This window comes from Leptospira stimsonii (assembly GCF_003545885.1).
In the GTDB taxonomy this organism is placed as follows: Bacteria; Spirochaetota; Leptospiria; order Leptospirales; family Leptospiraceae; genus Leptospira; species Leptospira stimsonii.
The window spans coordinates 113,034-134,070 of record NZ_QHCT01000004.1 but is presented as its reverse complement, the minus strand read 5'-3'; the positions used below and the strand labels follow the sequence as shown (position 1 = coordinate 134,070).

The window sequence follows — 21,037 nt, the reverse complement described above, 5'->3', positions numbered from 1 at the left end:
AACCTTTATTATTTTTGAGAAGAATTCGATCACACGAAATTCTTTCGCGTAGGAGCTCCTCTCCCAATCAAAATTCCGCACGCGGAAAAACGATCAACTAGAAAAGAAACTTTAGAATGACAACTCCATTCCCAGAGAAGTGAAGTATTCGGAATAGTATTGAGAATAGGCGGGAAGACGGAACGGTCCTACATCGGTGTAGATCACACCTTTGGAAAGATTGTTTCGAAAGTTCATAAAGAAGATTGCGTTTTGAAAGCTCGTCTTTCCTCGAAAGCCGGCGGAGAAAGAACGAAGAGGCTCATCCGTTTGTGTGTTGATTCCCGTGTTTCTCTGCGAGATGAGATTGTAGTAGTTGTTTCCTAGGAAGAGAGAGTATCTACCCGCAGGATCCAAGAGCATCGTAAAACCCAGCGTTGTCGCGTCCGACTCCGGTGTCATATAAAGACCGTTGTTTTTTGTCGTTGGATCCGCCGAATAACTATAACGAACGTTGAGAATGATTTTTGTAAAATCGATAAACATAGAAAAACGAGCCGCTTCCGGATTGTAGAGGCCCTTGTCTTTTTCCTTATTCAAAACCGAAGTCTGAAACGAAAGCCGTCGGATCGGTTGTATGTTCGCCTGCCATTCGATCACACGACCACCGCTGTTTCCCAGAGCTTGGTTTCTGAGAACGGGATTGTTTCCCATATTCGGATCCGCGTTGAGCGCTTGAGAATTGGATCCTGGAGAAGAATAAAGAAAACGACTGGAAGCCATGCTCGAATTTCCGAAAGAACTTCCCGAGACGATTTTCGCGTTGATGAAGTCATTCGGTTTGAATGAAAAACCGGCCATCGAATAACCCTGATCTTTTTGATCCGCGGTATAAGGCAGTGAGTTTCCGGTTTTGAGAATCGCGTCCACTCCCGGAGCGACGGAATAACTCAGTTCAAAGTTGTCTAACGTAGATTGGTTGACTCCCGTCTTATCGCCGGTTCCAAACGGATCGGATTTTCTTCCACGAAGGGAAGGAGCCAGTTCCGAAAAAGGAGAGGAAGGGCGAATCGAAGAATTCAATTGGACCTTACCCTGTTTCCCACCGAAAAAGCGCGCCCCGGTCCAGTTTATGTTCTGATCACCGAAGAGAGAATCGGGCTGATTCCAAGCAAGCGAATCTTTGGAAGGAAAAGGGCTCCAACCGTTTCCGAGTTTTGCAAAATTCGATCCTCGGTCCTCTTGGATCTCGTAGTTTTTTTCCGAATCACCCAAAAGGTCGATTCTACGGGAACCCAAAATTCGAAACACTTGAATATCTTTGGGTTTTTCATCCCCTTTTACTTTGAGCGTTGGCTGGGATTTCGAAGGTGTTTCGTTTTCTTCCATCGGAATGGAATCGATTTTCGGAAAATTTTCCGGCGTTTTCACCTGCGCTACGGAAAGGAGAACCCCGAGTCCCAACGCGGATAAACCGCTGACAAGCAAGGAGGATTGAATGTTGATCGCCCCGATGAATCTCATTTTCGTATCTTTATTTAGTATCGGTAATCAAAATCGAAGGATCACCTACAAATGCGATTCTGGAATTAGACGAAGAGTTCCGAAAGAATCCATGGAAAAGGCGGACTCTTTTTCTCGGATAGTTTTGGTTCACAATTGAGTTTTCCAAAGTTAGAAATTGTCTAGAGTGGGGAAAAGACAGGGCAAAAATGATTCAAAAAAAACGAGTTTGATTCCTTCCGTCCAGTTTCAAAACCGAGGGCATGCAGGAAAGAAATTTTTTATAGAATTCTGTCTCATCGACCCAAAGGACGCATTTCTATTCGTGTTCTTCTTCTTCTTTTTTCCGATCGATTCTTTCCTCTATCATATGGAACAAACTTCCCTGCGGATATTTTCCGTTTTTACCGAATTTTCCCGCGGGAATACCAAAAACTTCCGGAATCAGTTCCTCAACGTGAGAACAAGTATAGATCTGGAATTTGCCCTTATCGATCGCCTTACGGATGTGAGCCGGGAGATTCAAGTCCCGAATGTTGGAAGTCGGAATATAAACTCTGTATTTGTCTCTCGTATTTCCGACGAGTTGAATCATGTCGTACCAAGCCGCGATCTTTGTGTTCACCGAACCCACGGGAAGAATTTCTCCATATTGAGAAAGGGCTCCCGTCACCGCGATGTTACACGGAATTTCCAAACCGGAAAGCGCCGAAAGGATCGCGAGCAATTCCGCACAACTCGCGGAGTCTCCGTCGATCGGAGAATAGTTTTGTTCAAACAAAATGGAAGCGTCGAGACCAAAGGATTGGATATGAGAGAACATTCCTTTAATATAAGATTGTAATATGAATACGCCTTTATCGTGTAAGTCGCCGGAAAGATTGACTTCCCTTTCGATGTTGATAAAATTTCCCGAACCCAATGCGACTCGCGCGGAAACTTGGTTGACCTGACCGAAATCGGATAAAGAAGAATGCAGAAGTATGACGGATAAGCCGTTGATTCTTCCCGTCTTTTTTCCTTTGAGTTGGATCGAAGTTAGACCTTCTCGAACGCTTTCCTGATATCTTCTTTTGTGAACCGCGATTCTTTTTTCGATCGTTGGAATCGCGGATTCGACTTGGGCGCGGGAGATCGTCTTCTTTTCCTTCTTATAAAGAACGAGAAGTTCGCCCACGAACGTGCGGAGCTCGGCGAAAGAAAGAGAGAGTCTGGCTCGGCTATCGTTCCAGCGAAGTCCGATTTCGAGTAACGCGTCGACCGCGGAGGAATCGAAACTAGGATAACCCGGTTTTTCCCAGGAATGAATGAGTCCTCCGAAGAGCTGAAGATTCTTCTTGCTCTTCATAACAGCTTCGTACGGAAGATGAATCTTAAAAGAAAAACTTTCGTAGAAGTCGGGATCGACTCCGGTGATAAAATCCACTTCCCCTTCTTCTCCCACGAGAATCAGACGAAAGCGCGTGTTTATCGAAGGATGAAACCGATTCATCTCTTTGGAGCCCGTCATTTCAGGAAGAGTCAAGAAGTCGATACTTCCGGTTTGAAGAACTCCTTTTACGAGAAAGTATAAATTCGGATCTTCCGTAAGGGCTCGCATCGGAAGAAGTAAATAACCACCGTCGGCTTCCACCATTTTACCCGCGCGGTATTCCGAGTTTCCGGGAAAACCAGCGAGAGTTAAGAATCCCGGATGGGGATCGCAGACTACTTTGATTCCTTTTTTAAGACCGGAGATATATTCTTGAAGTAAGGTGAGGTTCGCTTCTAAGGCCGGACCCGTTATGAGAATGTTGGAAAGAATCCCGGGATTTTCCAGAGCCTTTGGTAAGGAACTCAGTTCTTCTCTGTGAAACGCCAAAAAATCGGGAAGACCGTTTTTGGGTCTTTGTTTTCCCGCGTGAAGTTTGATTTCTGCCTGAGCGGCGGTTATTCTTTTTATCACTGAGACGATTGTTCCCTACTTCCCTTCGGTTATCAATCATAATCTACCGGAGAATCAGCATCGCATCTCCGTAAGAATAAAATCGGAATTCTTCTTGAATCGCTCTTTGATACGCGCGTAAGATCAATTCTTTTCCCGCAAATGCGGAGACGAGCAAAAGAAGACTCGAGCCGGGTAAATGAAAATTTGTGATCAGACCTTCGCAACTTTGAAGTTCGTCGTTCGGTTGTAAAAAAAGTTCGGTCGCGCCGGCTCCTGAGCGAAACGTTTTTGTTTTCGGATCGTATGTGGATTCCAAGGCTCGAAGCGTCGTGGTTCCGATGGAGATGATTCTTCTTCCTTCTTTTTTTGCGAGATTGAGAAGTGAGGCGCTCGATTCTTCCAGAAAGAATTCTTCCCGATGTAATTTTTTATTTTGAAAATTTTCTTCCGTGAGAGGTTGAAAGGTTCCGTAACCTACGGTGAGTTCTAAGGTGCAGATCTGAATTTTTTTTTCTTTTAGAGTTTGAAACAAGGATTCCGAAAAGTGAAGACCCGCTGTAGGAGCCGCAACCGATCCGGGAGTTTTTGCAAAAAGAGTCTGATAACGAATTTCATCTTCCGAGTTCGCTTCTCTTTTTAGGTAAGGAGGAATCGGAATCTCGCCGATGGATTGAAAGTCTTCTTCTTTTAATTCTTGCTCCGGTTTTAAAAAAACAAATTCTTCTTCTTTCCTTTCCACTTGAAAAAGCCGAAGCCCCGTCTTAACGTCTTGAAGCCGATCTCCCGTTTTTAGTTTTCGAGAATTTCGAATCTTACATCTCCAAAGTCCGTCCTTGGTTTCCAAGAACATCGCTTCGTGGGTTCGAAGTTGGTTTTTGAGATAAACGCGGCGTTTGCTTACTTTGGTATGATTGCCGATCAGCACGTCGCCTTCTTTAAGATAAGAGACGATGTTCTTGAATGCGTCTTCGATGCGGATTTTTTCGGATCCGACTTCGACCACCATGAGTCGACTCTCGTCCCGATTCTTTGCAGGATAACGTGCGATTCTATTCTCGGGGAGTTCAAATTCGAAATCTTTGAGATCGGTAAACAACATTCTATTTGCAGTGGATTTGGAGAATGGTTACGGGTGAATCTTTTTTCTAACAAGACCTTTGTAAATCGTGAGCGGTGATGTAGGAGAATTTTATTGGTTGGCTTTTCGGGTGCGATCCAAAAGTGTTTCAGAATGCAATTGAGAGACCGAAAAACCTGGATTCTTGCCGGAACGATTTTGTTTTTCTCCCTCCTCTTCATCAATGGGATTTCCAAATCGGGAAACCGTTCCGATTTCAGGGATTACTACAACGCGTCCGTTCGTTTTACCGAAAGAAATAATTTATACAATTTAGAACAGATCGACGAGATTCTCGGGAAACTTCAATCAGGAGAAATCAAAGTCGAAGAAGCGTTTACTCCGAAAGTTTTTATGCAACTCAAGGAAATGATGGAAGGGCTGGGTTCTTACATCTACCCTCCTACATTCGCCTTTTTGTTGATTCCGATTTCAATTCTTCCTTACCCGGTTGCGTCCGCCGTTTTTTTGAGTCTGAACTTCTTAGCGCTTCTCGGTTTTTTATACATCCTTTCGATCCGTCTTCCTATCAAAGGCAATTTGATTTTTATCGTGGTTCTTTGTCTTCTCAATCTTCGGTTCTTGGAAAATCATCAGAACAACAATCAAGTCGGTTTTCTTTTGATGTTTTTGATTCTGGCTTCCGTACATACGAAGAAGGATTGGTTGTCCGGTTTATTGCTCGGACTTGCGATCGTGATCAAGTTGACTCCGGGTGCGTTTGTTCTTTTTTTCTTAATGCAAAGACGTTACTGGGCCGTGGTTTATACGTTTGTATTTTCAGTTTTCTGGATTCTTCTTCCTTGTATTTATGCTCCGAGTTTTACGATCGAGATGACCTTGACTTGGAAACAGTTGATCTTGGACAATTATCTCAAGTCTCCTCTCTTTCGCGCTTGGAAGAACAATCAGAGTTTGAACGCGACTCTTGCGAAATACTTTCTCAACTACGCGGACGTTCTCAATCAATCCCAACTCGGATATCCTCTTGCGGAATTATCAGAAAAAGCTGTAAAAGGAATTTATTATATTCTTTCCTTGGGTCTTGTGGTTCCTTTTTTCTGGAAAATTTTTGCGAAACGAAAGGAAGAATTGACGCTCGGTTGTTTGTTCGTCTTTTCGATCATCTTTAGTGGAATTTCTTGGGTGCACGCGTTTGTTTTTCTTTTGTATCCTTCCGCGATTCTTCTTTTCCGCCTTTGGTCTTTTGTGGAAGCGAGCGTATGGCCCGTCTGGAAGACTGTTTCCGATTCTTTCTGGAAAAAATGTCTGGTTTCGATCCAGGTATTGTTTGCAAATGATAAAGTGAGCTTTGCCTTTTTGATCGGTTCGATCGGAATTCTTCTCTCCAATCGGTCCGTGATCGGCGTAGGAACGGAGGAAAAGTTTATGATGGCTTCTTATCTTCTTTACTTTGCGATCTTTCAATACGTTCTTCTTCTATTGATTCCAGAGAAAGAAACTCTAAGGGAAAAATAAAAAAGAATTCTGACAAAGATGACGATCCGAACGAACGAACTCAAATACAAACCGAGGGTGGGTGTGGACGTGCGTCCCCTCGCGTACGGGATTACGGGAAATTCAAGATATCTCGCGGAAGTCTTGCGAAGACTCATCACGAACGATTCTCCTCTGGAATATTATCTTTATTCGAACAAACCGATTCATACAGTATTTTATGATATTCTTTCAAACCAAAACTCCAGGTTTTTTCTTACTGGAAAACTTCCCGGTGTGGCTTGGTTAAACTGGACGATTCCAAGAAGAATCAAAAAAGATCGTCTCGATCTTTTTTGGGGAACTCTTCAATTGTTGCCTATCTCTTGCGGAAGCGCCTTGACCGCGGTCAACTATCACGATCTCAACTTTCGCTCCGCTCCGGAAACGATGACTACGGCAAACTACTGGCAACACCGGATTCTTTCCCCGAGAACTTTGAAAAAAGCGGATCTTGTGTTTTGTCTTTCTGAAAACACACGGAACGATATTCTTAAATTCAAACCCTCTTTGGATTCTAAATTGAAAGTAGTCTATCCGGGTGTGGATTCTTTTCCGGTTCTTCGAGAACCTCTTCGTAAACTTCCTGAAAATTTTTTATTTACCATTGGGACCCTCGAACCTCGCAAGAATTTGGGAACTCTTGTCTCCGCGTATCGTGCTCTTAAAAAAGAAGATCCTTCGTTTCCTTATCCGCTCGTGATCGCGGGTCGTTTAGGATGGAAGTCCGAAGGTCTGACCAAGTTATTAAAAGAAGGAACCTTGGAATCGGAAGGAATTTATTTCGTAGAAAATCCGGCGGACGAACTGCTCGCTTGGTTGTATCGATACTGTGTTTCTTTTTTATTTCCCTCGATTCACGAAGGTTTTGGTCTTCCTTTGTTGGAAGCCCTTCGAGAAGGCAAACTCTGCGTCGCATCGGATATTCCCGTCTTCCATGAAATTTTAGATCGAAAGGTGGACTTGTTTGCGGAACCGCTCGGAGTGGATTCTTGGGTTCGCGCTCTATCCGAACTCAAGAAGAGAAAGTTGGAAAGACCGGAAGTTTGGAACGCTTCCGAATGGACCTGGGACCAGACCGCAAAAAAAATCGAAGACGGTTTGATCGATCTTTGGAAACACAGAAAGGAATTACATCATCAAAGAATATGAAACAAACTGAAAAACGAATCTATTCCGGCTGGGATTCTTTAAACGCAAACGACGCTTCTTTCGGAGTTCCTCTTTATTTAAAGATCAACCCGATTCCTCCCATCTTGATAACTCTGGTGGTCGGCGCCATTCTCTACGGTTGTTATCTGCTTGGCGGTTTGTCCGCTTTGTATCTTCAGAAGTTTACCGATTTTCTGTTGATCCCCAAGGTTTTGAATCTTCCCATCTTGCAGAATCCACTGTTGTATCGAAGTGTAGGATATCTTACGTTCGGATATATCGGTTTTGCCTTTCTTCTCGACTGGATTCGATTTATCAATCGGACCTGTTTTACTCGGGTCGGTCTCAAAGGTGATCTTTTATCCGTGGAAACACGAAGTTTTTTTGGAAAGGACGTGTTTCAGTGGAACCGTAAACAGAGCGGAGTTCAGATCGTTCACAAAACCGGTGTTTTGCGAAGGCTTCTTGGCTTGGAAAGAATTTGGATCGTCGCTCCGGATCTACGTTCGGAAAGCGTCGCTTCTCAGGCCGGAATTCTTTCCCCGTATTTTTTCCGAGGTCCCAATCGAAATCTCATCGCTTCTTTCTTTCAATATTAGAATTGTAGAATGTTATTTTTCTCCGGGACAAAAGGCGCGCTTCAAGATCGGATCTTTTTTTCCCTTCTTCTTTTGTTTGTCTTTTGCGTATTTTTGTTCGATCTGAGGTTTCTTTCCCGGCACTACGACTGGGACGCGATCGTCTACGCGTACAATATCAATTCCGATCTTACTTGGAGAATTTTTTACAATCCGCATCACCTCGGTTTCGAAAGCACCGGTTATCTTTATCTCAAACTCTGGAGAGAATTGTGGGGAAAGGATTCGGTCATGTTCGGACTTCGTCTTCGTATTTTGATTTCGGGGCTCGTCTTTCTCTTTTGTTTTATTTGGATTTATCGAAAGATCTATGCGGACACGTTAGGCGCGATCATATTGGGTTTGGCGATTCACTTCTCACAAGGGTTTTGGTTTTATGCACAACACAACGATACTCCGCTGATTCATTCCTGTTTAACTGCTCTTTTGTATCTTTCCTGCGTTTACTTTGCGAGGAAGGGTCATTCTCCGATTTCCCTTTTGGTTTTGTTCGGAATTCAACTCTGGAGTGTTTACTTTCATCAGTCGGATATTCTATTTTTACCGCTGGTCCCGATCTCCATTCTTCTTTCTAAGACTTGGAAAGGAAAAGAATTCGAACTTTCTTGGAAACTTCGTTTCGCATTTGTCTATTGTTTTACACTCGTAGGAGCTCTTACACTTTCCTATCTCTATGTGGGATTCATTGTTCTCGATAGAAATCTAACGGCGCCTCTGGACAGTGAGAAGAATTTTGCGAATTGGCTCTTTCTGTATGCGACCAAGGACAAATGGGGAAATTCTCCGGAATCAAAAAACTATGTAATGAATTTTTATCGCGGGATCGGAGACGCGTTTCTCAATTTTGAAGGTGTGAAAAACGGATTGCGGGTGCGCTTGAACTCTTGGGAGAATCGGGAAATTCTTCCTTATAACCTCAATCTTATGTTTTGGATTTCCATTCTTCTTCTTTTCCTTACCAATCTAAAAAATGTTTGGAAACGTTTTCGAATCGAGACGATTCTTTTATCCTTTTGGCTTGTTCCTTCGATTCTTTTTTATACTTGGTGGGAAGGTTACTTTTTTGAATTTTGGGTCGGGACGTCGATCGGTATGATTCTTCTCGCCGGATTAACCTTCAAATCTCTGGAATTTCGTCCGTTTCTTTTTGGAAGTCGTGCGGTCTTTCATTCTTATCTTATCATTTGGGTATTGCTTTTATTTCTTGTAAATTTTTCGTTTTCAACCTATCCTCGTTCCGCAAAAAAATCGGTGAGTTATATCGAAGGAATCGAATTCAAACTCGATGCGATTCTTCCTGAAAAAATCTATCCTCCGGAGTCTCCAAAGACCGGTCTTTTTGAATGGTAAAATCAAAGGTTGGAACCCCTTAAATTGATGTTGTAAGGATATTCTATTTTGAAAAACTGCTCTTCAGGTCTTTTAAAATACTGAATCAAGACGAACCATGCTCTTTAATTCCCTTCACTTTTTATTTTTTTTCCCCGTAGTTCTCATTCTCAATCATCTGCTCAAGGGCAAGATTCAAAGAATCTTTCTCTTAGGAGCGAGCTTTTATTTTTACATGTCTTGGAGAAAAGAATTCATCCTTCTTTTGCTCTATTCGATCGTTATCGATTACTTTGCTTCCCTTAAAATTTCCGCTTCTCCTCAGGGTTCTAAGGCGAGAAGAATTTGGCTCGTTCTTTCCTTAATCACGAATCTCGGACTACTCGCCTACTTTAAGTATACGAACTTTCTTTTGGGAGTCGTCAACGACCTGACTCCGATCGCTGGTTTTAAATTCGCTTATTACGATATCATTCTTCCGGTTGGAATTTCCTTTTATACGTTTCAATCGATGAGTTATACGATCGACGTCTATCGAGGTCAGATCGAAGCGAAAAAATCGTTTTTGGATTTCGCATTATACGTTTCTTTCTTTCCTCAGTTAGTCGCCGGTCCTATCGTTCGTGCGCAGACTTTCTTTCGAGATTTGGATATGCCTCTTCCCGTCAACAAAGAGGACATTCAAGTTGCATTCTGTCAGATCCTCATCGGATTTACGAGAAAGATCGTATTCGCGGATAACCTCGCGAAAGTCGTCGATTTTACCTTTAAAAATTACGCGACGCTCAACCCAGTGGAGATTTGGACCGGCGCGCTCGCATTCGGTTGGCAGATCTACTTCGACTTCGCTGGTTATACGGATATCGCGATCGGAGTTGCGAGACTTTTCGGTTATAAGTTCGATCCGAACTTCAACTTTCCGATGGTTGCAAGAAATATAACGGATCACTGGTCTCGTTGGCATATCTCTTTCTCCACTTGGATCCGGGACTACATATTTATTCCGTTAGGCGGATCGAGAGGTTCGGCCCTTTTTACGTATCGAAACATTTTTATCACTTGGTTCTTTGCGGGAGTTTGGCACGGCGCGGCGTATCACTACATCGGCTGGGGCTTGTGGCAGGGAATTATGATCCTTGCAAATAGGGAATACGGAAGAACCAAAGCCGCTACGTTCTTAAATGAAAAAGGCGGAATCGTTTATGATATTGCCGCAAGAATATTCACGATGTTTTGCCTAACGTTCGGATTTATCATGTTCCGCGCGGAGACGATGGAGAAAGCGATCCCGATGATGAAGGCGCTCGTTTTCTGGGTGCCCGGTGGTTTTTCATCGGTGAAAGGTTATACGAATTACACGTACGGAATATTGCTTTTGATTTGTTTTGTCGCCTCTTATCTTTTCGCGAAGAATAACATAGAAAAGATCGTACAAAGCCGTTGGAAGTTTATCCTATTCTTCCTCGCGAACGTATTTATGCTTTTGATTTTCGGAATCACGGAAAGCCAGAGCTTTCTCTACTTTGCGTTTTAGGAAAGTATACCCGCTATGAAAGAATATCTTGCATTTTTGAAAGATTCCAAATTCTGGATTCCGGTTTTGATCCTTATGTTTTTAGAAACAGGGATGCAATTCGGTTGTTACAGACCGTTTCTGAAAAAAAATTCTTATGCCGCCAACGTTTCCAGAATCACGAATCACGTAATCGATAAACAAAAAGAATTCGATCCGGACATACTGATTGTAGGAACTTCGGTCGCCTATCAAGGATTATCTCTTCCGATTCTAAACAAGGAATTGGAACCTCTCGGAAAAAAAATTCAATCCATTGCGATTCCGGGAACCGAGTTGATCGTCCAGGATCTCGCCGTCTTAAAAACTCTTCCTCATTTAAAAAAAGTAAAAACGGTCGTGCACGTTTTTGAAATCACGACTCCTTGGGTCGGTCAAAAAATCTTAAACTTGCACACGCTCGCGATGATCTCCGAGTTCGATCGTTTGCAAGTTTATCCAAGAATTTACGATTTCGGTTACGAAGTCAAAGCGGACGACCTTGCTTACATCACATTAAAATCGATCGCGTATCGAAGAGACATGCAAGATTTGATCCTGAGTCCTTCCAAACGAATCAAGGATATCGGAAAACGTTTTAGAAAGGAGAATCTCGATCCGTGGGACTACGAGAATTCTTACAAAGAAAAGATCAGCATGTATCCGATCAAAGACGTATCTGACTGCGTTGCAAAAACGGATCCGGCGAACGGACAACCGATCCCCGAAGGTTCGGATCGATTTCACAAAAAAGCGATCTTTGATACCTGCGTTCTTTCAAGTAATCCTCTAAACAATGCAGTAGAAGATGACGTCACAAGACAATACTTCGATCGATTGAAGATTCTACACGATGAAATTCGAAGAATCGGAAAGGAAAACGGGCAGGAAATTGAAATTATCGGAGTTGTCGCGCCTTACAGCCAACTCATCCAAGAATGGAGATTGGAAGAACGCAACCAAGTCTGGAAACGAGAATTACAAAGAATCAATCCTACAAAACCGGTTTCTCTTCTCGATTACCAAACGCTTTTGGACGGACCGGACAACGGCGATTATTATTACGACTTGATCCATCTCAATAAGTTAGGGATGGAAAAGTTGAGTCACGCGTTTGCAAAAGATTTAAAAGAGACTCTCATAAAGGAAAAGAAATGATCTTTACTTCCACTCTCTTCCTCCTTTTCTTTTTAGTCGTTTATCTTTGTTATTGGGCTTACAATGGAAGGAAATATAGGGAATGGGTGATCGTAATCGCCTCTCTCGTGTTCTACGCGACTTGGAGTGTTCCCTTTCTATTTCATTTATTAGCGATTCTTTATATAAATTATCTCGCGGTTCGAAGTCTTTTTAAAAACAAGAGCCTCGCAGTTTTGCGCGCGATCGTAATTCTTGATCTGATCAACCTCGCCGTTTTCAAATACTTTTATTTTTTTACGGAGAACTTTTATGCTTGGACGCACTGGGGATTTTTAGATCAGAAAAATTTAGGTTTTCAGATCATTCTTCCTCTTGCGATCAGCTTTTATACGTTTCAGATCATCGCCTTTGTAGTGGACGTATATCGCGGAAAAATAGCGGAAGACACCGGATTTTTTCGATTCGTTTTGTTTATTCTCTTCTTCCCTCAGTTGGTCGCCGGGCCGATCATGAGACACCAGGATTTTTTTCCGATCTTGGACAAGGTAAGAATCAAACCTTCCTTTGTCTATGCCGGACTTTATCTTTTAGGACTCGGAATCGCGAAAAAAATCCTAGTCGCCGATAACATCGCTTCCTTGGTGGATCCCGTTTTTCGAAATCCGTCCGAGTATGATAACTACTCCCTCTTTTTAGCCGCACAAGGGTTTACGTGGCAAGTTTATTGCGACTTTAGCGGTTATACGGACATAGCGCGCGGTTGCGCTTTTCTGATGGGATTCAATATTCCGGTAAACTTTAGAGCGCCTTTTTTCAGCCAGACAATCCAGGATCTCTGGAGACGTTGGCATATTACTCTCGCGACTTGGCTTCGGGACTATATCTACATTCCTTTGGGTGGATCCAGAACCTCGGAGCCCAAGGTTTATTTCAATTTAATCGCCACGTTTACGTTAGGTGGTTTTTGGCACGGAGCCAGCTGGACCTATGTGATCTGGGGTTTTTGGCACGGGGTTTGTTTGGTGATCGATCGAGTGATGGATCGATTGGGAATTCCGAAATTACCGGAGAAAGGTTTTGTCTGGTTTGTGATCCGAGCTTTGTTTATTTATTCCATTTTTATGATCGGTGCGATCTTTTTCCGATCGCAGAACCTCGGAGATAGTTGGTACATTCTTAGCAACGGTTTGTATTGGATCGCCGAACCCGCCAAACACGTGTTAAGAACGGATCTGGTCGCTCCGTTTTTGATCGGAGGTTTCCTTTTACACACTCTGGAATATTTCGAAAAAACTCCGAGATTCTATTATCGACACAAGAAAACGATCGTAATCGTATTTATGATCATTCTCGTTCTTCTCCTATCCAATTACGCAGGTAAAGGACAGGATTTTATCTACTTTCAGTTCTGAGGAAGAATCATGAGTGAAAAGAAAACAAAAATCATCCTTCCTTTTCTCCATAGTAGACTTTTATGGGTTCCCCTCCTTTGTTTTACGTTTACGTTCGGCTTGGATCGATTTCTTTCCTCGGAAATCATCAGACCTTACACAGAGGCAGGTGCGGAATATTACTTTTATGAAATGAAGGACCGCGTTTTATCCGCACTCGTAAAACAAAAAGAATCCGCAAAGCCGGAAGAAAAAACTCTGATCTTTTTTGGCACGTCGCATATGGGAGAATTCTCTTTAGAGACGATTCGCAAAAAAAGAAAAGATCTGATCGTTTACAATTTTTCCGCGCCTTCCGCTCCGTTCTCCTACCATAACTACAATCTGGAAAAGATTCTCTCCTCCGGAATCAAACCGGATTACGCGATTCTCGAATTTTATCCGGATTCTATGACGGATTTTTGCAATAGATATCCATTACGTTATTCTTATGATCTTCCCTATTTTCTGCGTTATGCGAACGAATTTTCCACGAACGACTGGGATACTTTTTTAAGATCGAGAGTATTTAGAACAACTGTGTTTCCCCCTCGGTTTAAGGAAGCGATGCAAAGAATCAAGGATCCGAGTTCAAAGGATATGATGCTCGCGATCAAAAATCTTTTGATGAACGAGTCCGATAAGTTTAACGGAGGAATTCCGAACGTATTGTTGGCGAACACTCCTCCTGAAAAACTCGAAGAAGAAGCGGCGAAATACTACAACGATATCTACCGATATATCAGGATTTCTGACGTACAAAAAAAATTCCTCTTTCACTTTTTGGAAACGGCGGAAAAAAACGGAATCAAAGTGATTCTCTGGTCCCCACTTTTGTATTCAGGACTTGAATCCCGTGTTAAGTCCGCTGAATTCTATCCTTCCTGGGAAAAAATCCGCAAGGAAGTATTAGGATTTAAGAATGTATCTCCTCTTGATATGAACGATTTCCGCGAACAAGTCCAATGTCAGAAGTTTATCGATCCTCATCATTTGAGCGGAGGATGTTATCCGGAGCCGACTGAAATCCTAATCGATCAGTTGGATTCAAACCGTTGAAGGGCGACGCACTTTCGTTGAACGAAGCGCAGGCGAAGGTCGACGATTGGATTCGAAACTTCGGAGTTCGTTATTTTTCAGAACTCACTAACCTTGCGATCTTGATGGAAGAAGTCGGAGAGTTCTCCCGACTGATGGCGAGAAAATACGGGGATCAGTCTTTTAAGAAAGGCGAGGACCCGAATGGAATTTCGAAAGAGATGGGAGATATACTTTTTGTTTTGATCTGCCTCGCGAATCAGATGGGGATTTCTTTGGAAGACGCTCTCAAAGCCACCTTACAAAAGAATACGGAACGGGATAAGGATCGTCACAAAGAAAATCCGAAACTTCAGTCCTGATCATTCTTTTTTTACCGCTAAGTGTAATTCTTTCAAACCCGCGTTTTTTAGACTATCGACGATAAAGACAAACCTTCCGTAATCGGCTTCCTCGTCCCCGTAAACCCAAAGGACGGATTCTTTGAATTCTTCTTTGGAGACGATTTGTTTCCATTCTTCTTTCGAAAAATCTTTACCCTCGTAACGAAGAATACCTTCTTTCAGAAGATAGATTTCCTTATTGGAACTGACTCCACCCGCTTCTGCGTTCGATTTCGGAAGACGCAACGGAAGAGAATGAACTTCTTTTTGAAAACTCATAGCGACCATCGCGAAGATCAGAAGAATAAAGACGACATCCAACATACTCGTCATATCGAGAGGTGAATCTTCTCCATCGAGAAGGCTTTTTCTTTTTTTTGTTCCGCTCTTCATTCGAAACGTTCTTCCGTTTCGTTTTGAATCGTTTGTTTGATTTCGATTTCGGTTCTTTGTAAAATCATCTTCAAATACTGAAATCCTAAGATCGAAGGAATGGCTACACAGAGTCCTTGAATGGTCGTGTTGAGGGCGAGGCGGATCCCTTCTGAAAAAATTTCGAGGCTGACCGTTCCCGCGTTTTTCATCTCTTCGAAGGCGACGGAGATGCCGATCACCGTTCCAAGGAGTCCGAGCATCGTTGCGATTCCTGCGAGATTTCGGATCCAAGCGGTCATCGCTTCCGGAATAAAAAATTCTTTCGCAAAAAAATCGTCCGGATCTTCCGAGATCGATCTGATTGATGAAGTGGATCGATCTTGGGTTCCATTCTTTGTTTCTTCTTGAAGATGAAACAGGATTCTTCTTTTGAGAATCGGAAGAAAGGTCCAAACTCTGAGAAAGAGTCCGACATTGATAAAGCTCACAACCAAGATCAGTACGCTGACCCATCCTCCTTTTGCAAACAGAACATCCACGAATAGAACCCCCAAAACTTAGGATCAGATTGTCATTTCGGCTTCGTTTGTCATTCTAATCTTGAATCGTTTCCGAAGGAGGAAAACTCTTCTTGCCAAGCGGAAACACGTTGAAATCATTTCATAAGCCCTATGTCAGAATTCAAAATGCCTGAGACAGATCGAAAGGCCGGCTTTGTTCGAGAGAACTTTAACCGGATCGCTGAAAAATACGATCGATTCAACGATTGGAACAGCTTTCTTCTCCATCGTGTATGGAAAAATCGTCTCGTAAAGGAAGTAGAAAAGAATCTGGGTTCTCATCTCAAGGTTATGGATCTTTGCTGTGGAACGGGTGACATTTCGGTTCGTTTGGAACATTCTCCTTCCGTCGATCACGTGACTTGTGTGGACTTCTCCGAGAACATGCTCGAGATTGCAAAGACTCGTTTGCGAAAAAAAGGAGAAGAAGGAAGAGTCGATTTTCAAGTCGGAGACGCGACACAACTGAAAAATTTTCAGGATTCCCAATTTGACGTCGTTTCGATCGGTTTCGGATTACGTAACGTCGATCATCTTCCGAAAGCGATTCAAGAGATTTATCGGATTTTAAAACCGGGTGGTCTTTTTCTCAATCTGGATGTCGGAAAGGTGAAAAACCCTCTCGTTCGCTGGGCGGCCGATTTTTATTTTTTTAGAATCGTTCCGATCCTCGGTTATATTCTTTGGGGAGGTAAGAACGAGATGTTTGACTATCTTCCCGTTTCTTCCCTTTTCTATCCGAGCCAGGAAAAACTCAAATCCATCTTAGAAGAAAACGGATTCACCGAAGTGCGGTTTGAAAACTTCGTTTTCGGAAACGCCGTTCTACACATCGCAAGAAAAGCTTCTTAGAATTTAATTCTCCGAGAGTCAGAGTGACGCGTCTTCGGATTGGACGTGAAACGAAATCGATGTTTTAGAAAACCGATTTCTCATTCTATCCAGATCGTGCCGGAAGAATTCCGGAACTTTTTCACCGAACCTTACGTAGCTGAAAAGCGAGGATGACACCGCGTGTCGTTTTGATCTTTGCGAACGGAAGTTCTTTCACAAGTTTTTTTCAAAAAACGAAACACAAGCGATCGAAAAAAGATTTTCAAACTTCAGAGACGCGGATCAACGCACTCGATTTAATCCGTCAAAGTCTTCGGCAAAAATTCCGAACGTATCGATTTGAGTTTCGAAGATCGAAGCGGAAAGAATCTCCGCTCTCAAATATTTGGCTTTGTCCGGAACGTTCAAGCCGACCGCGCTCGGATTCAAATACAAAGGTAATGTTTTCGATTGAATCTCGATCCAATCCGGGCCCAGGAAGGACCAACGAACATAGACCTTATCTTCTTTTGAAATCTTTTGCGAAGCGGGAACAAAAGCGCGTAAATTGATGGGAGCTTTCCCGCCTAAGACCCAAGTAGCCCCGGAAGAGAACTCGTGGAAACGGATTCCGTTTTGGTTGAGGTTTTGTTTTTTCGCCATCAATTGATAGGTCTTCAATTCCGCATAACGGAACTCGGGGCCTCTCAAGTTCGGAGCGATCTGGATGAGGGAAAAAAACAGATAAACCGAACCTAAGATCAAAACGAAAAGATTGAACCCACCTCCAACGCCGCGATGGAGTTGTCTACTCAAGGGCGCGGAGGAAGTGATCAGCCAGAGACAGAAGAAAGCCGTTGCTCCGGAACTACCGGTCCAAGGCATAAAGAAAAATCCGATCGGCAAAAGAAGAATCAGTTGTTTCCAGTGATTTCGATATGCGATCTCCAAACCGATCCAAGCCAGAAAAACGAGAGAGAACAAAATCCCTCCGTCATGAAACAAAAATACGAATGAGGAAAGAAAGAATTCCCGAATTCCACCCGGAGGAACGACGTTCACAGATCTGGAATCGATCCAGTTCAGCGCGAAACTGCCCACTCCATTTCCGAACCAAATGGAGTGTTTGGCCCAATTCCAAGCGGCTCTTGTTTGGATCCAACCTTCTCCCCAATAAAGATCAAGAAAGTGGCTGAAATTGCCCGCGGGACCACGAAAACCCTTGCTCCAGGCCAGATACAATTCCTGCCAAGGTTCGTAAGACCAGGAAAAAGAACCGAGCCAGATCATAAGAACGATCCATCCGAACCAGAGTACTACACAAGCGGGAATGTAGGACCATCTCCACCACTTGTTTCGGATTTTCGGGAAATAATTTATCGAATAAGCGTAGAGCAAGGAAGTAAAAAGTAGAATCCAAGAACCCGCGCTAAAATGTTTTCCTAAAATCACAAAAGGAAGAATCAGACCGAAACTGAGAAGAATCGTTGTCGGCGTCCTCCAACTTCTCGAATGCAGATAATAGAAGAAGTAAGAAAGTAAAAGAGGAAAGAACCAATTCAAAGAACCCGCATCCGCAAGAAAGCCCGAGATAAGATAAGAATCTCCGCTCATCGGAGTAAACGGAAGCGCCGAATGACGGGTCAATCCTTGAATTAAGAACATTAGAATATTCGCAAATACCCCTGCAAAAAGACCCTGTCTCCAGTATTTAACCGGAGAATCGCTTTCGTGCGAAGAGGATTCTTCCGCCAAAAAATACAGGATCGCCAACACCCAGGAACCGAAGAAGTCCAAACTCAAGCCGAACGCGTATCGAGAACTCACTCCGGGAAGATAAACCGTATCCAAAATTCCAAAACCTTTAAATGGAGGAGCGTTGAAATAAACAAAAAACCGCTCTAAAAGAAGAAGCGTTAAAAAAGCAAGAATTCCGGTTTTTGGGTTTTGATAAAAAGGAAGAGAGGACTTATAAGGACGATTGATATAAAAAAAACGGAATATAGGATCTTCTTCGCTTACGGTTTGCGAATGAAACGTAGATATATATTGTCGCAAAAAAATCCCGAAAATCGCACCTGCGAACAAACCGCTCAAAGAACCGAAGACAACCCCCTTTTCATAGAGAAGTCCGGGAAGGATCAGGGCCCCCGCCATCGTGAACATTCTTCCGGGTTTCCGATGATAGAGATTGGGGACGAGTCCGAATAGGAATTGGATCAAACCGATCGCCGCGATTCCGGATCCTTCCGTTTCACGAACGAAGAGAAAACTTCGAAAGAGAATATAAGCTAAAATGGAACAAAGAATGAGTCCGAAAAAGGTGGGAGTTCGAAGGGGCTTGAGTTTGTTGAATAATCCGGGCACGAATAAAGAGGATTTTGTAAAAAGAGTCAGATTTCAATCGAAAAAACGTTTTCGAAAGAGCTTTCCGATTCTTGGAAAGAAATTGAGTAAGGGAAGAATTCCTAAAGTATCTCTCTTTGCTTTTCACAAAGGAAGTTCTTCTTCTATAAAAAGATAGGCTGTTAGAGAGATTGGAAAAAGGAATCGAAAAGGCGAAAGGAACGAATCAGAATCAATCGTCCATCGAATCCATATCGGTTGGGATTTTGTATGCGCCCGTTAGACTTCCGGCGTTGCTTTTGCGCATAAAACCACCCTTCCCTTTCGAGAGAGTTTCCGCAAATTCAACCGTATACCGAGTCCAAGGGATTGCTTTGAGGCGTGCGATCGGAATTTTTTTTCCTGTCCCTTCACAGATTCCGTAGGTTCCGTCTTCGATTTTGTCTAATGCGACGTCGATTTCACGGATCGTTTCGATTTCCGCTTCGGAAAGGACAGAACTCAGGGTCTCTTCGTTGATTTCTGAGGCGATATCGGCGATATCACCCATCTCTTTCAGGCCGGAAGGTTTGCTGTTATCTTCCCAGTGAGCATACTTTTCCAAGAGAGTGCTTTTCTTCTCAAGGAGGAGCTCTTTGATTTCTTGCAGAGCTTTTTTATCGTATGCGGGCGCTGGTTTTTTTGCAGTCATACCTATTTCCTGGAAATCTTAGACCTTGGTTTCCTTGTATTCGGTGTGTTTTCTGCAAAATTTGCAGAACTTTTTAGTAACCAGTTTTTCGGTTTTAGCCTTTTTATTCTTGGTGAGAAGATAAGTACTCTTTCCCTTTGAACATCCCGGTTCCTGACAAACGAGCTTGATAATTTCTCTCATGGCGCTACTGTCTCGATTTCAATAAATTCCTCATAGTAAGACGGAAAATCCCGGATTTTCAGTCCAATTCAGTTCAAAAATTTGGTCCTTTCGTCCTGAAAATGTCGTACTGGAGGTTGTATTCTGCTAGAAAAAGTGAGAGGGCTTAAAAATCAAGGAGGATTAGATTAAATTCTCGAAAAAGGCAGGAAATTTTGTTGTAAAGCAGATATCGGGTTCGAGAGGTAGTTTTTTTCCGATTTAGTTTGCTCAAATTCTCCAGTACTCAAAATAGACTTGTTTTGGAAATATTTTTCATAGTTCCCATTATGGCGGTTCTCGCCAACGTAAGTTGTTTCATTGAAAATATACGTCGCGATCATCGATTTCACAAATTGATGACGGTCTTCTATCTCGCGATCGGAGTTCAAAACGCAACGACAGCGGCGATCTGTGCTTCTACGAGCGAAGAGATGGGTATGGCTTTTTGGGTGTTCAATTGCCATTCTTTTTTTATTCTTTCTCCGGTATTGGTCGGAATGGCGAGTTTCTGTACGGGAAGAAGAATTCTAAATCGGTTTACAATTTTCGTTTTTATAGTCGCGCTTGCTTGTGATTTTTTTTGCTCTTCATTTCCACGGATGATTATCTCCGGCTTTAAATCCTTTCATTTCGGCCTCGCTCCTCTCCTTTCTCCGATTGGAGGCTCACTCGGAATCGGAATTCACGTGCTTGCGATGGGCGTATGTATCTACTTTTTTATAAAGCCCGTTCAATGGAACGTGTTCTTTGAAAAACGGTTCTTCGTGGGAGTTTTTCTTTTTTGGTGGCTCGCGTTATTTACGAATTTTGTTCCTCTGTTTGGAATCGACATTCCTCCCTTACATCCCGTCGCAGACTCGGCGCTTTCCGTGGTTCTTTCGGTCTACTTGAATCGATATAACGTTGGAAAAACGAGTTTGTTAAGAATTGCGGCGAATATTCTGATTTCGATCGCGATCGGAGTTACGATCGGAATGTTCTTCTGGTCCGTTTTTAAATTCCTCCCCTTTCGCGAAATTTACGTAACCGCGATTTCTTCGCTTAGCGCGTGTTCGTTTATGGCGTTTCTTTTTTTCCATTCTTACAAGAGCGAAGAAATTCCTACGATTGTCCAGAGTTTGAATCTAGATGGTTACGGACTTTCCAAACAGGAGATTCGGATTTGTGAACTCTTAGAAGCGGGTCACAGTCGCACGTTCATCCAACTCATCCTGAACGTTTCCAACGGGACCCTGAGAAATCATTTGAAGAACATCTATGCAAAGGTATTACCCGAATCGAAATCCACTTCCAAGGATCAGTTGCAAAGACTGACCATTTTTCTATCAAAACGGAAGGAAAACAACTTCTCTCCTCGTTAATG

General features: G+C 42.9%; 19 protein-coding genes. 11 read left to right on the top strand and 8 right to left on the bottom strand.

The annotated features are described in order from the left end of the window. Positions 1-111 precede the first annotated feature (111 nt). From DLM75_RS15025 to queA, 3 genes are all read right to left on the bottom strand, one after another. Positions 112-1,503: a hypothetical protein gene (locus tag DLM75_RS15025; RefSeq protein ID WP_118969325.1), complete on the bottom strand. Its 1,392-nt coding sequence runs from the start codon at positions 1,501-1,503 to the stop codon at positions 112-114. Between the two features lie 298 nt (positions 1,504-1,801). Further along, positions 1,802-3,427 (bottom strand): AAA family ATPase, encoded by a 1,626-nt coding sequence (locus tag DLM75_RS15020; RefSeq protein WP_118969324.1) that lies wholly within the window; start codon positions 3,425-3,427, stop codon positions 1,802-1,804. Between the two features lie 43 nt (positions 3,428-3,470). Continuing rightward, entirely contained in the window at positions 3,471-4,508 is a 1,038-nt protein-coding gene (queA, locus tag DLM75_RS15015; protein WP_118969323.1) for a tRNA preQ1(34) S-adenosylmethionine ribosyltransferase-isomerase QueA, read from the bottom strand. A 132-nt stretch (positions 4,509-4,640) separates the two neighbouring features. Here queA and DLM75_RS15010 point away from each other — a divergent pair, with 132 nt between their 5' ends. From DLM75_RS15010 to DLM75_RS14970, 9 genes are all read left to right on the top strand, one after another. Further along, positions 4,641-6,005 (top strand): glycosyltransferase family 87 protein, encoded by a 1,365-nt coding sequence (locus tag DLM75_RS15010; RefSeq protein WP_118969610.1) that lies wholly within the window; start codon positions 4,641-4,643, stop codon positions 6,003-6,005. Positions 6,006-6,023: 18 nt separating this feature from the next. Further along, the gene (locus DLM75_RS15005; RefSeq protein WP_118969322.1) at positions 6,024-7,175 is read left to right on the top strand and encodes a glycosyltransferase family 4 protein; all 1,152 of its coding nucleotides are present in this window, start codon (positions 6,024-6,026) and stop codon (positions 7,173-7,175) included. Continuing rightward, complete coding sequence (locus tag DLM75_RS15000; RefSeq protein ID WP_118969321.1) at positions 7,172-7,774, top strand: LIC20162 family protein; 603 nt, start codon at positions 7,172-7,174, stop codon at positions 7,772-7,774. The genes DLM75_RS15005 and DLM75_RS15000 overlap by 4 nt, the downstream gene beginning before the upstream one ends. A 9-nt stretch (positions 7,775-7,783) precedes the next feature. Further along, positions 7,784-9,163 (top strand): hypothetical protein, encoded by a 1,380-nt coding sequence (locus DLM75_RS14995; RefSeq protein WP_118969320.1) that lies wholly within the window; start codon positions 7,784-7,786, stop codon positions 9,161-9,163. Between the two features lie 97 nt (positions 9,164-9,260). Continuing rightward, positions 9,261-10,676 (top strand): MBOAT family O-acyltransferase, encoded by a 1,416-nt coding sequence (locus DLM75_RS14990; protein WP_118969319.1) that lies wholly within the window; start codon positions 9,261-9,263, stop codon positions 10,674-10,676. Between the two features lie 15 nt (positions 10,677-10,691). After that, entirely contained in the window at positions 10,692-11,852 is a 1,161-nt protein-coding gene (locus tag DLM75_RS14985) for an SGNH/GDSL hydrolase family protein (protein WP_118969318.1), read from the top strand. After that, complete coding sequence (locus tag DLM75_RS14980; RefSeq protein WP_118969317.1) at positions 11,849-13,246, top strand: MBOAT family O-acyltransferase; 1,398 nt, start codon at positions 11,849-11,851, stop codon at positions 13,244-13,246. The genes DLM75_RS14985 and DLM75_RS14980 overlap by 4 nt, the downstream gene beginning before the upstream one ends. Before the next feature lie 9 nt (positions 13,247-13,255). Further along, a complete protein-coding gene (locus DLM75_RS14975; RefSeq protein WP_118969316.1) occupies positions 13,256-14,323 on the top strand; it encodes a DUF1574 domain-containing protein in 1,068 nt (355 codons plus the stop codon). Then, positions 14,320-14,664: a nucleotide pyrophosphohydrolase gene (locus DLM75_RS14970; RefSeq protein ID WP_118969315.1), complete on the top strand. Its 345-nt coding sequence runs from the start codon at positions 14,320-14,322 to the stop codon at positions 14,662-14,664. Before DLM75_RS14975 ends, DLM75_RS14970 begins: the two co-directional genes overlap by 4 nt. On the opposite strand, the gene DLM75_RS14965 is transcribed toward DLM75_RS14970, so the two are convergent. Both DLM75_RS14965 and DLM75_RS14960 read right to left on the bottom strand, forming a co-directional pair. Beyond that, positions 14,665-15,078, bottom strand: a complete 414-nt coding sequence (locus tag DLM75_RS14965) for an ExbD/TolR family protein (RefSeq protein ID WP_118969314.1) — start codon at positions 15,076-15,078, stop codon at positions 14,665-14,667. Further along, positions 15,075-15,599: a MotA/TolQ/ExbB proton channel family protein gene (locus DLM75_RS14960; RefSeq protein ID WP_118969609.1), complete on the bottom strand. Its 525-nt coding sequence runs from the start codon at positions 15,597-15,599 to the stop codon at positions 15,075-15,077. The genes DLM75_RS14965 and DLM75_RS14960 overlap by 4 nt, the downstream gene beginning before the upstream one ends. Before the next feature lie 132 nt (positions 15,600-15,731). Here DLM75_RS14960 and DLM75_RS14955 point away from each other — a divergent pair, with 132 nt between their 5' ends. Beyond that, a complete protein-coding gene (locus DLM75_RS14955) occupies positions 15,732-16,472 on the top strand; it encodes a ubiquinone/menaquinone biosynthesis methyltransferase (RefSeq protein WP_118969313.1) in 741 nt (246 codons plus the stop codon). Positions 16,473-16,736: 264 nt separating this feature from the next. Here the strand turns inward: DLM75_RS14955 and DLM75_RS14950 are convergent, their stop codons facing one another. The 3 genes from DLM75_RS14950 to rpmG form a co-directional block, all read right to left on the bottom strand. Next, positions 16,737-18,800: a hypothetical protein gene (locus DLM75_RS14950; protein WP_118969312.1), complete on the bottom strand. Its 2,064-nt coding sequence runs from the start codon at positions 18,798-18,800 to the stop codon at positions 16,737-16,739. 211 nt (positions 18,801-19,011) lie between these two features. Beyond that, positions 19,012-19,470: a TraR/DksA family transcriptional regulator gene (locus DLM75_RS14945; protein WP_118969311.1), complete on the bottom strand. Its 459-nt coding sequence runs from the start codon at positions 19,468-19,470 to the stop codon at positions 19,012-19,014. 18 nt (positions 19,471-19,488) lie between these two features. Further along, positions 19,489-19,653, bottom strand: coding sequence for a 50S ribosomal protein L33 (gene rpmG / locus DLM75_RS14940; protein WP_001206796.1), 165 nt, complete (start codon positions 19,651-19,653; stop codon positions 19,489-19,491). A 377-nt stretch (positions 19,654-20,030) separates the two neighbouring features. Here rpmG and DLM75_RS14935 point away from each other — a divergent pair, with 377 nt between their 5' ends. Further along, positions 20,031-21,035 carry a helix-turn-helix transcriptional regulator gene (locus DLM75_RS14935; RefSeq protein ID WP_241547944.1) on the top strand — a complete coding sequence of 335 codons (1,005 nt, stop codon included), beginning with the start codon at positions 20,031-20,033 and terminating at the stop codon, positions 21,033-21,035. Positions 21,036-21,037: the final 2 nt, after the last annotated feature.

Coding starts and splice junctions, on each gene's coding strand:
- DLM75_RS15025 (WP_118969325.1), bottom strand. CDS start 1,503: ATGAGATTCATCGGGGCGATCAACATTCAATCCTCCTTGCTTGTCAGC.
- queA (WP_118969323.1), bottom strand. CDS start 4,508: ATGTTGTTTACCGATCTCAAAGATTTCGAATTTGAACTCCCCGAGAAT.
- DLM75_RS15010 (WP_118969610.1), top strand. CDS start 4,641: ATGCAATTGAGAGACCGAAAAACCTGGATTCTTGCCGGAACGATTTTG.
- DLM75_RS15005 (WP_118969322.1), top strand. CDS start 6,024: ATGACGATCCGAACGAACGAACTCAAATACAAACCGAGGGTGGGTGTG.
- DLM75_RS15000 (WP_118969321.1), top strand. CDS start 7,172: ATGAAACAAACTGAAAAACGAATCTATTCCGGCTGGGATTCTTTAAAC.
- DLM75_RS14995 (WP_118969320.1), top strand. CDS start 7,784: ATGTTATTTTTCTCCGGGACAAAAGGCGCGCTTCAAGATCGGATCTTT.
- DLM75_RS14990 (WP_118969319.1), top strand. CDS start 9,261: ATGCTCTTTAATTCCCTTCACTTTTTATTTTTTTTCCCCGTAGTTCTC.
- DLM75_RS14985 (WP_118969318.1), top strand. CDS start 10,692: ATGAAAGAATATCTTGCATTTTTGAAAGATTCCAAATTCTGGATTCCG.
- DLM75_RS14980 (WP_118969317.1), top strand. CDS start 11,849: ATGATCTTTACTTCCACTCTCTTCCTCCTTTTCTTTTTAGTCGTTTAT.
- DLM75_RS14975 (WP_118969316.1), top strand. CDS start 13,256: ATGAGTGAAAAGAAAACAAAAATCATCCTTCCTTTTCTCCATAGTAGA.
- DLM75_RS14965 (WP_118969314.1), bottom strand. CDS start 15,078: ATGAAGAGCGGAACAAAAAAAAGAAAAAGCCTTCTCGATGGAGAAGAT.
- DLM75_RS14955 (WP_118969313.1), top strand. CDS start 15,732: ATGTCAGAATTCAAAATGCCTGAGACAGATCGAAAGGCCGGCTTTGTT.
- DLM75_RS14945 (WP_118969311.1), bottom strand. CDS start 19,470: ATGACTGCAAAAAAACCAGCGCCCGCATACGATAAAAAAGCTCTGCAA.
- rpmG (WP_001206796.1), bottom strand. CDS start 19,653: ATGAGAGAAATTATCAAGCTCGTTTGTCAGGAACCGGGATGTTCAAAG.
- DLM75_RS14935 (WP_241547944.1), top strand. CDS start 20,031: ATGACGGTCTTCTATCTCGCGATCGGAGTTCAAAACGCAACGACAGCG.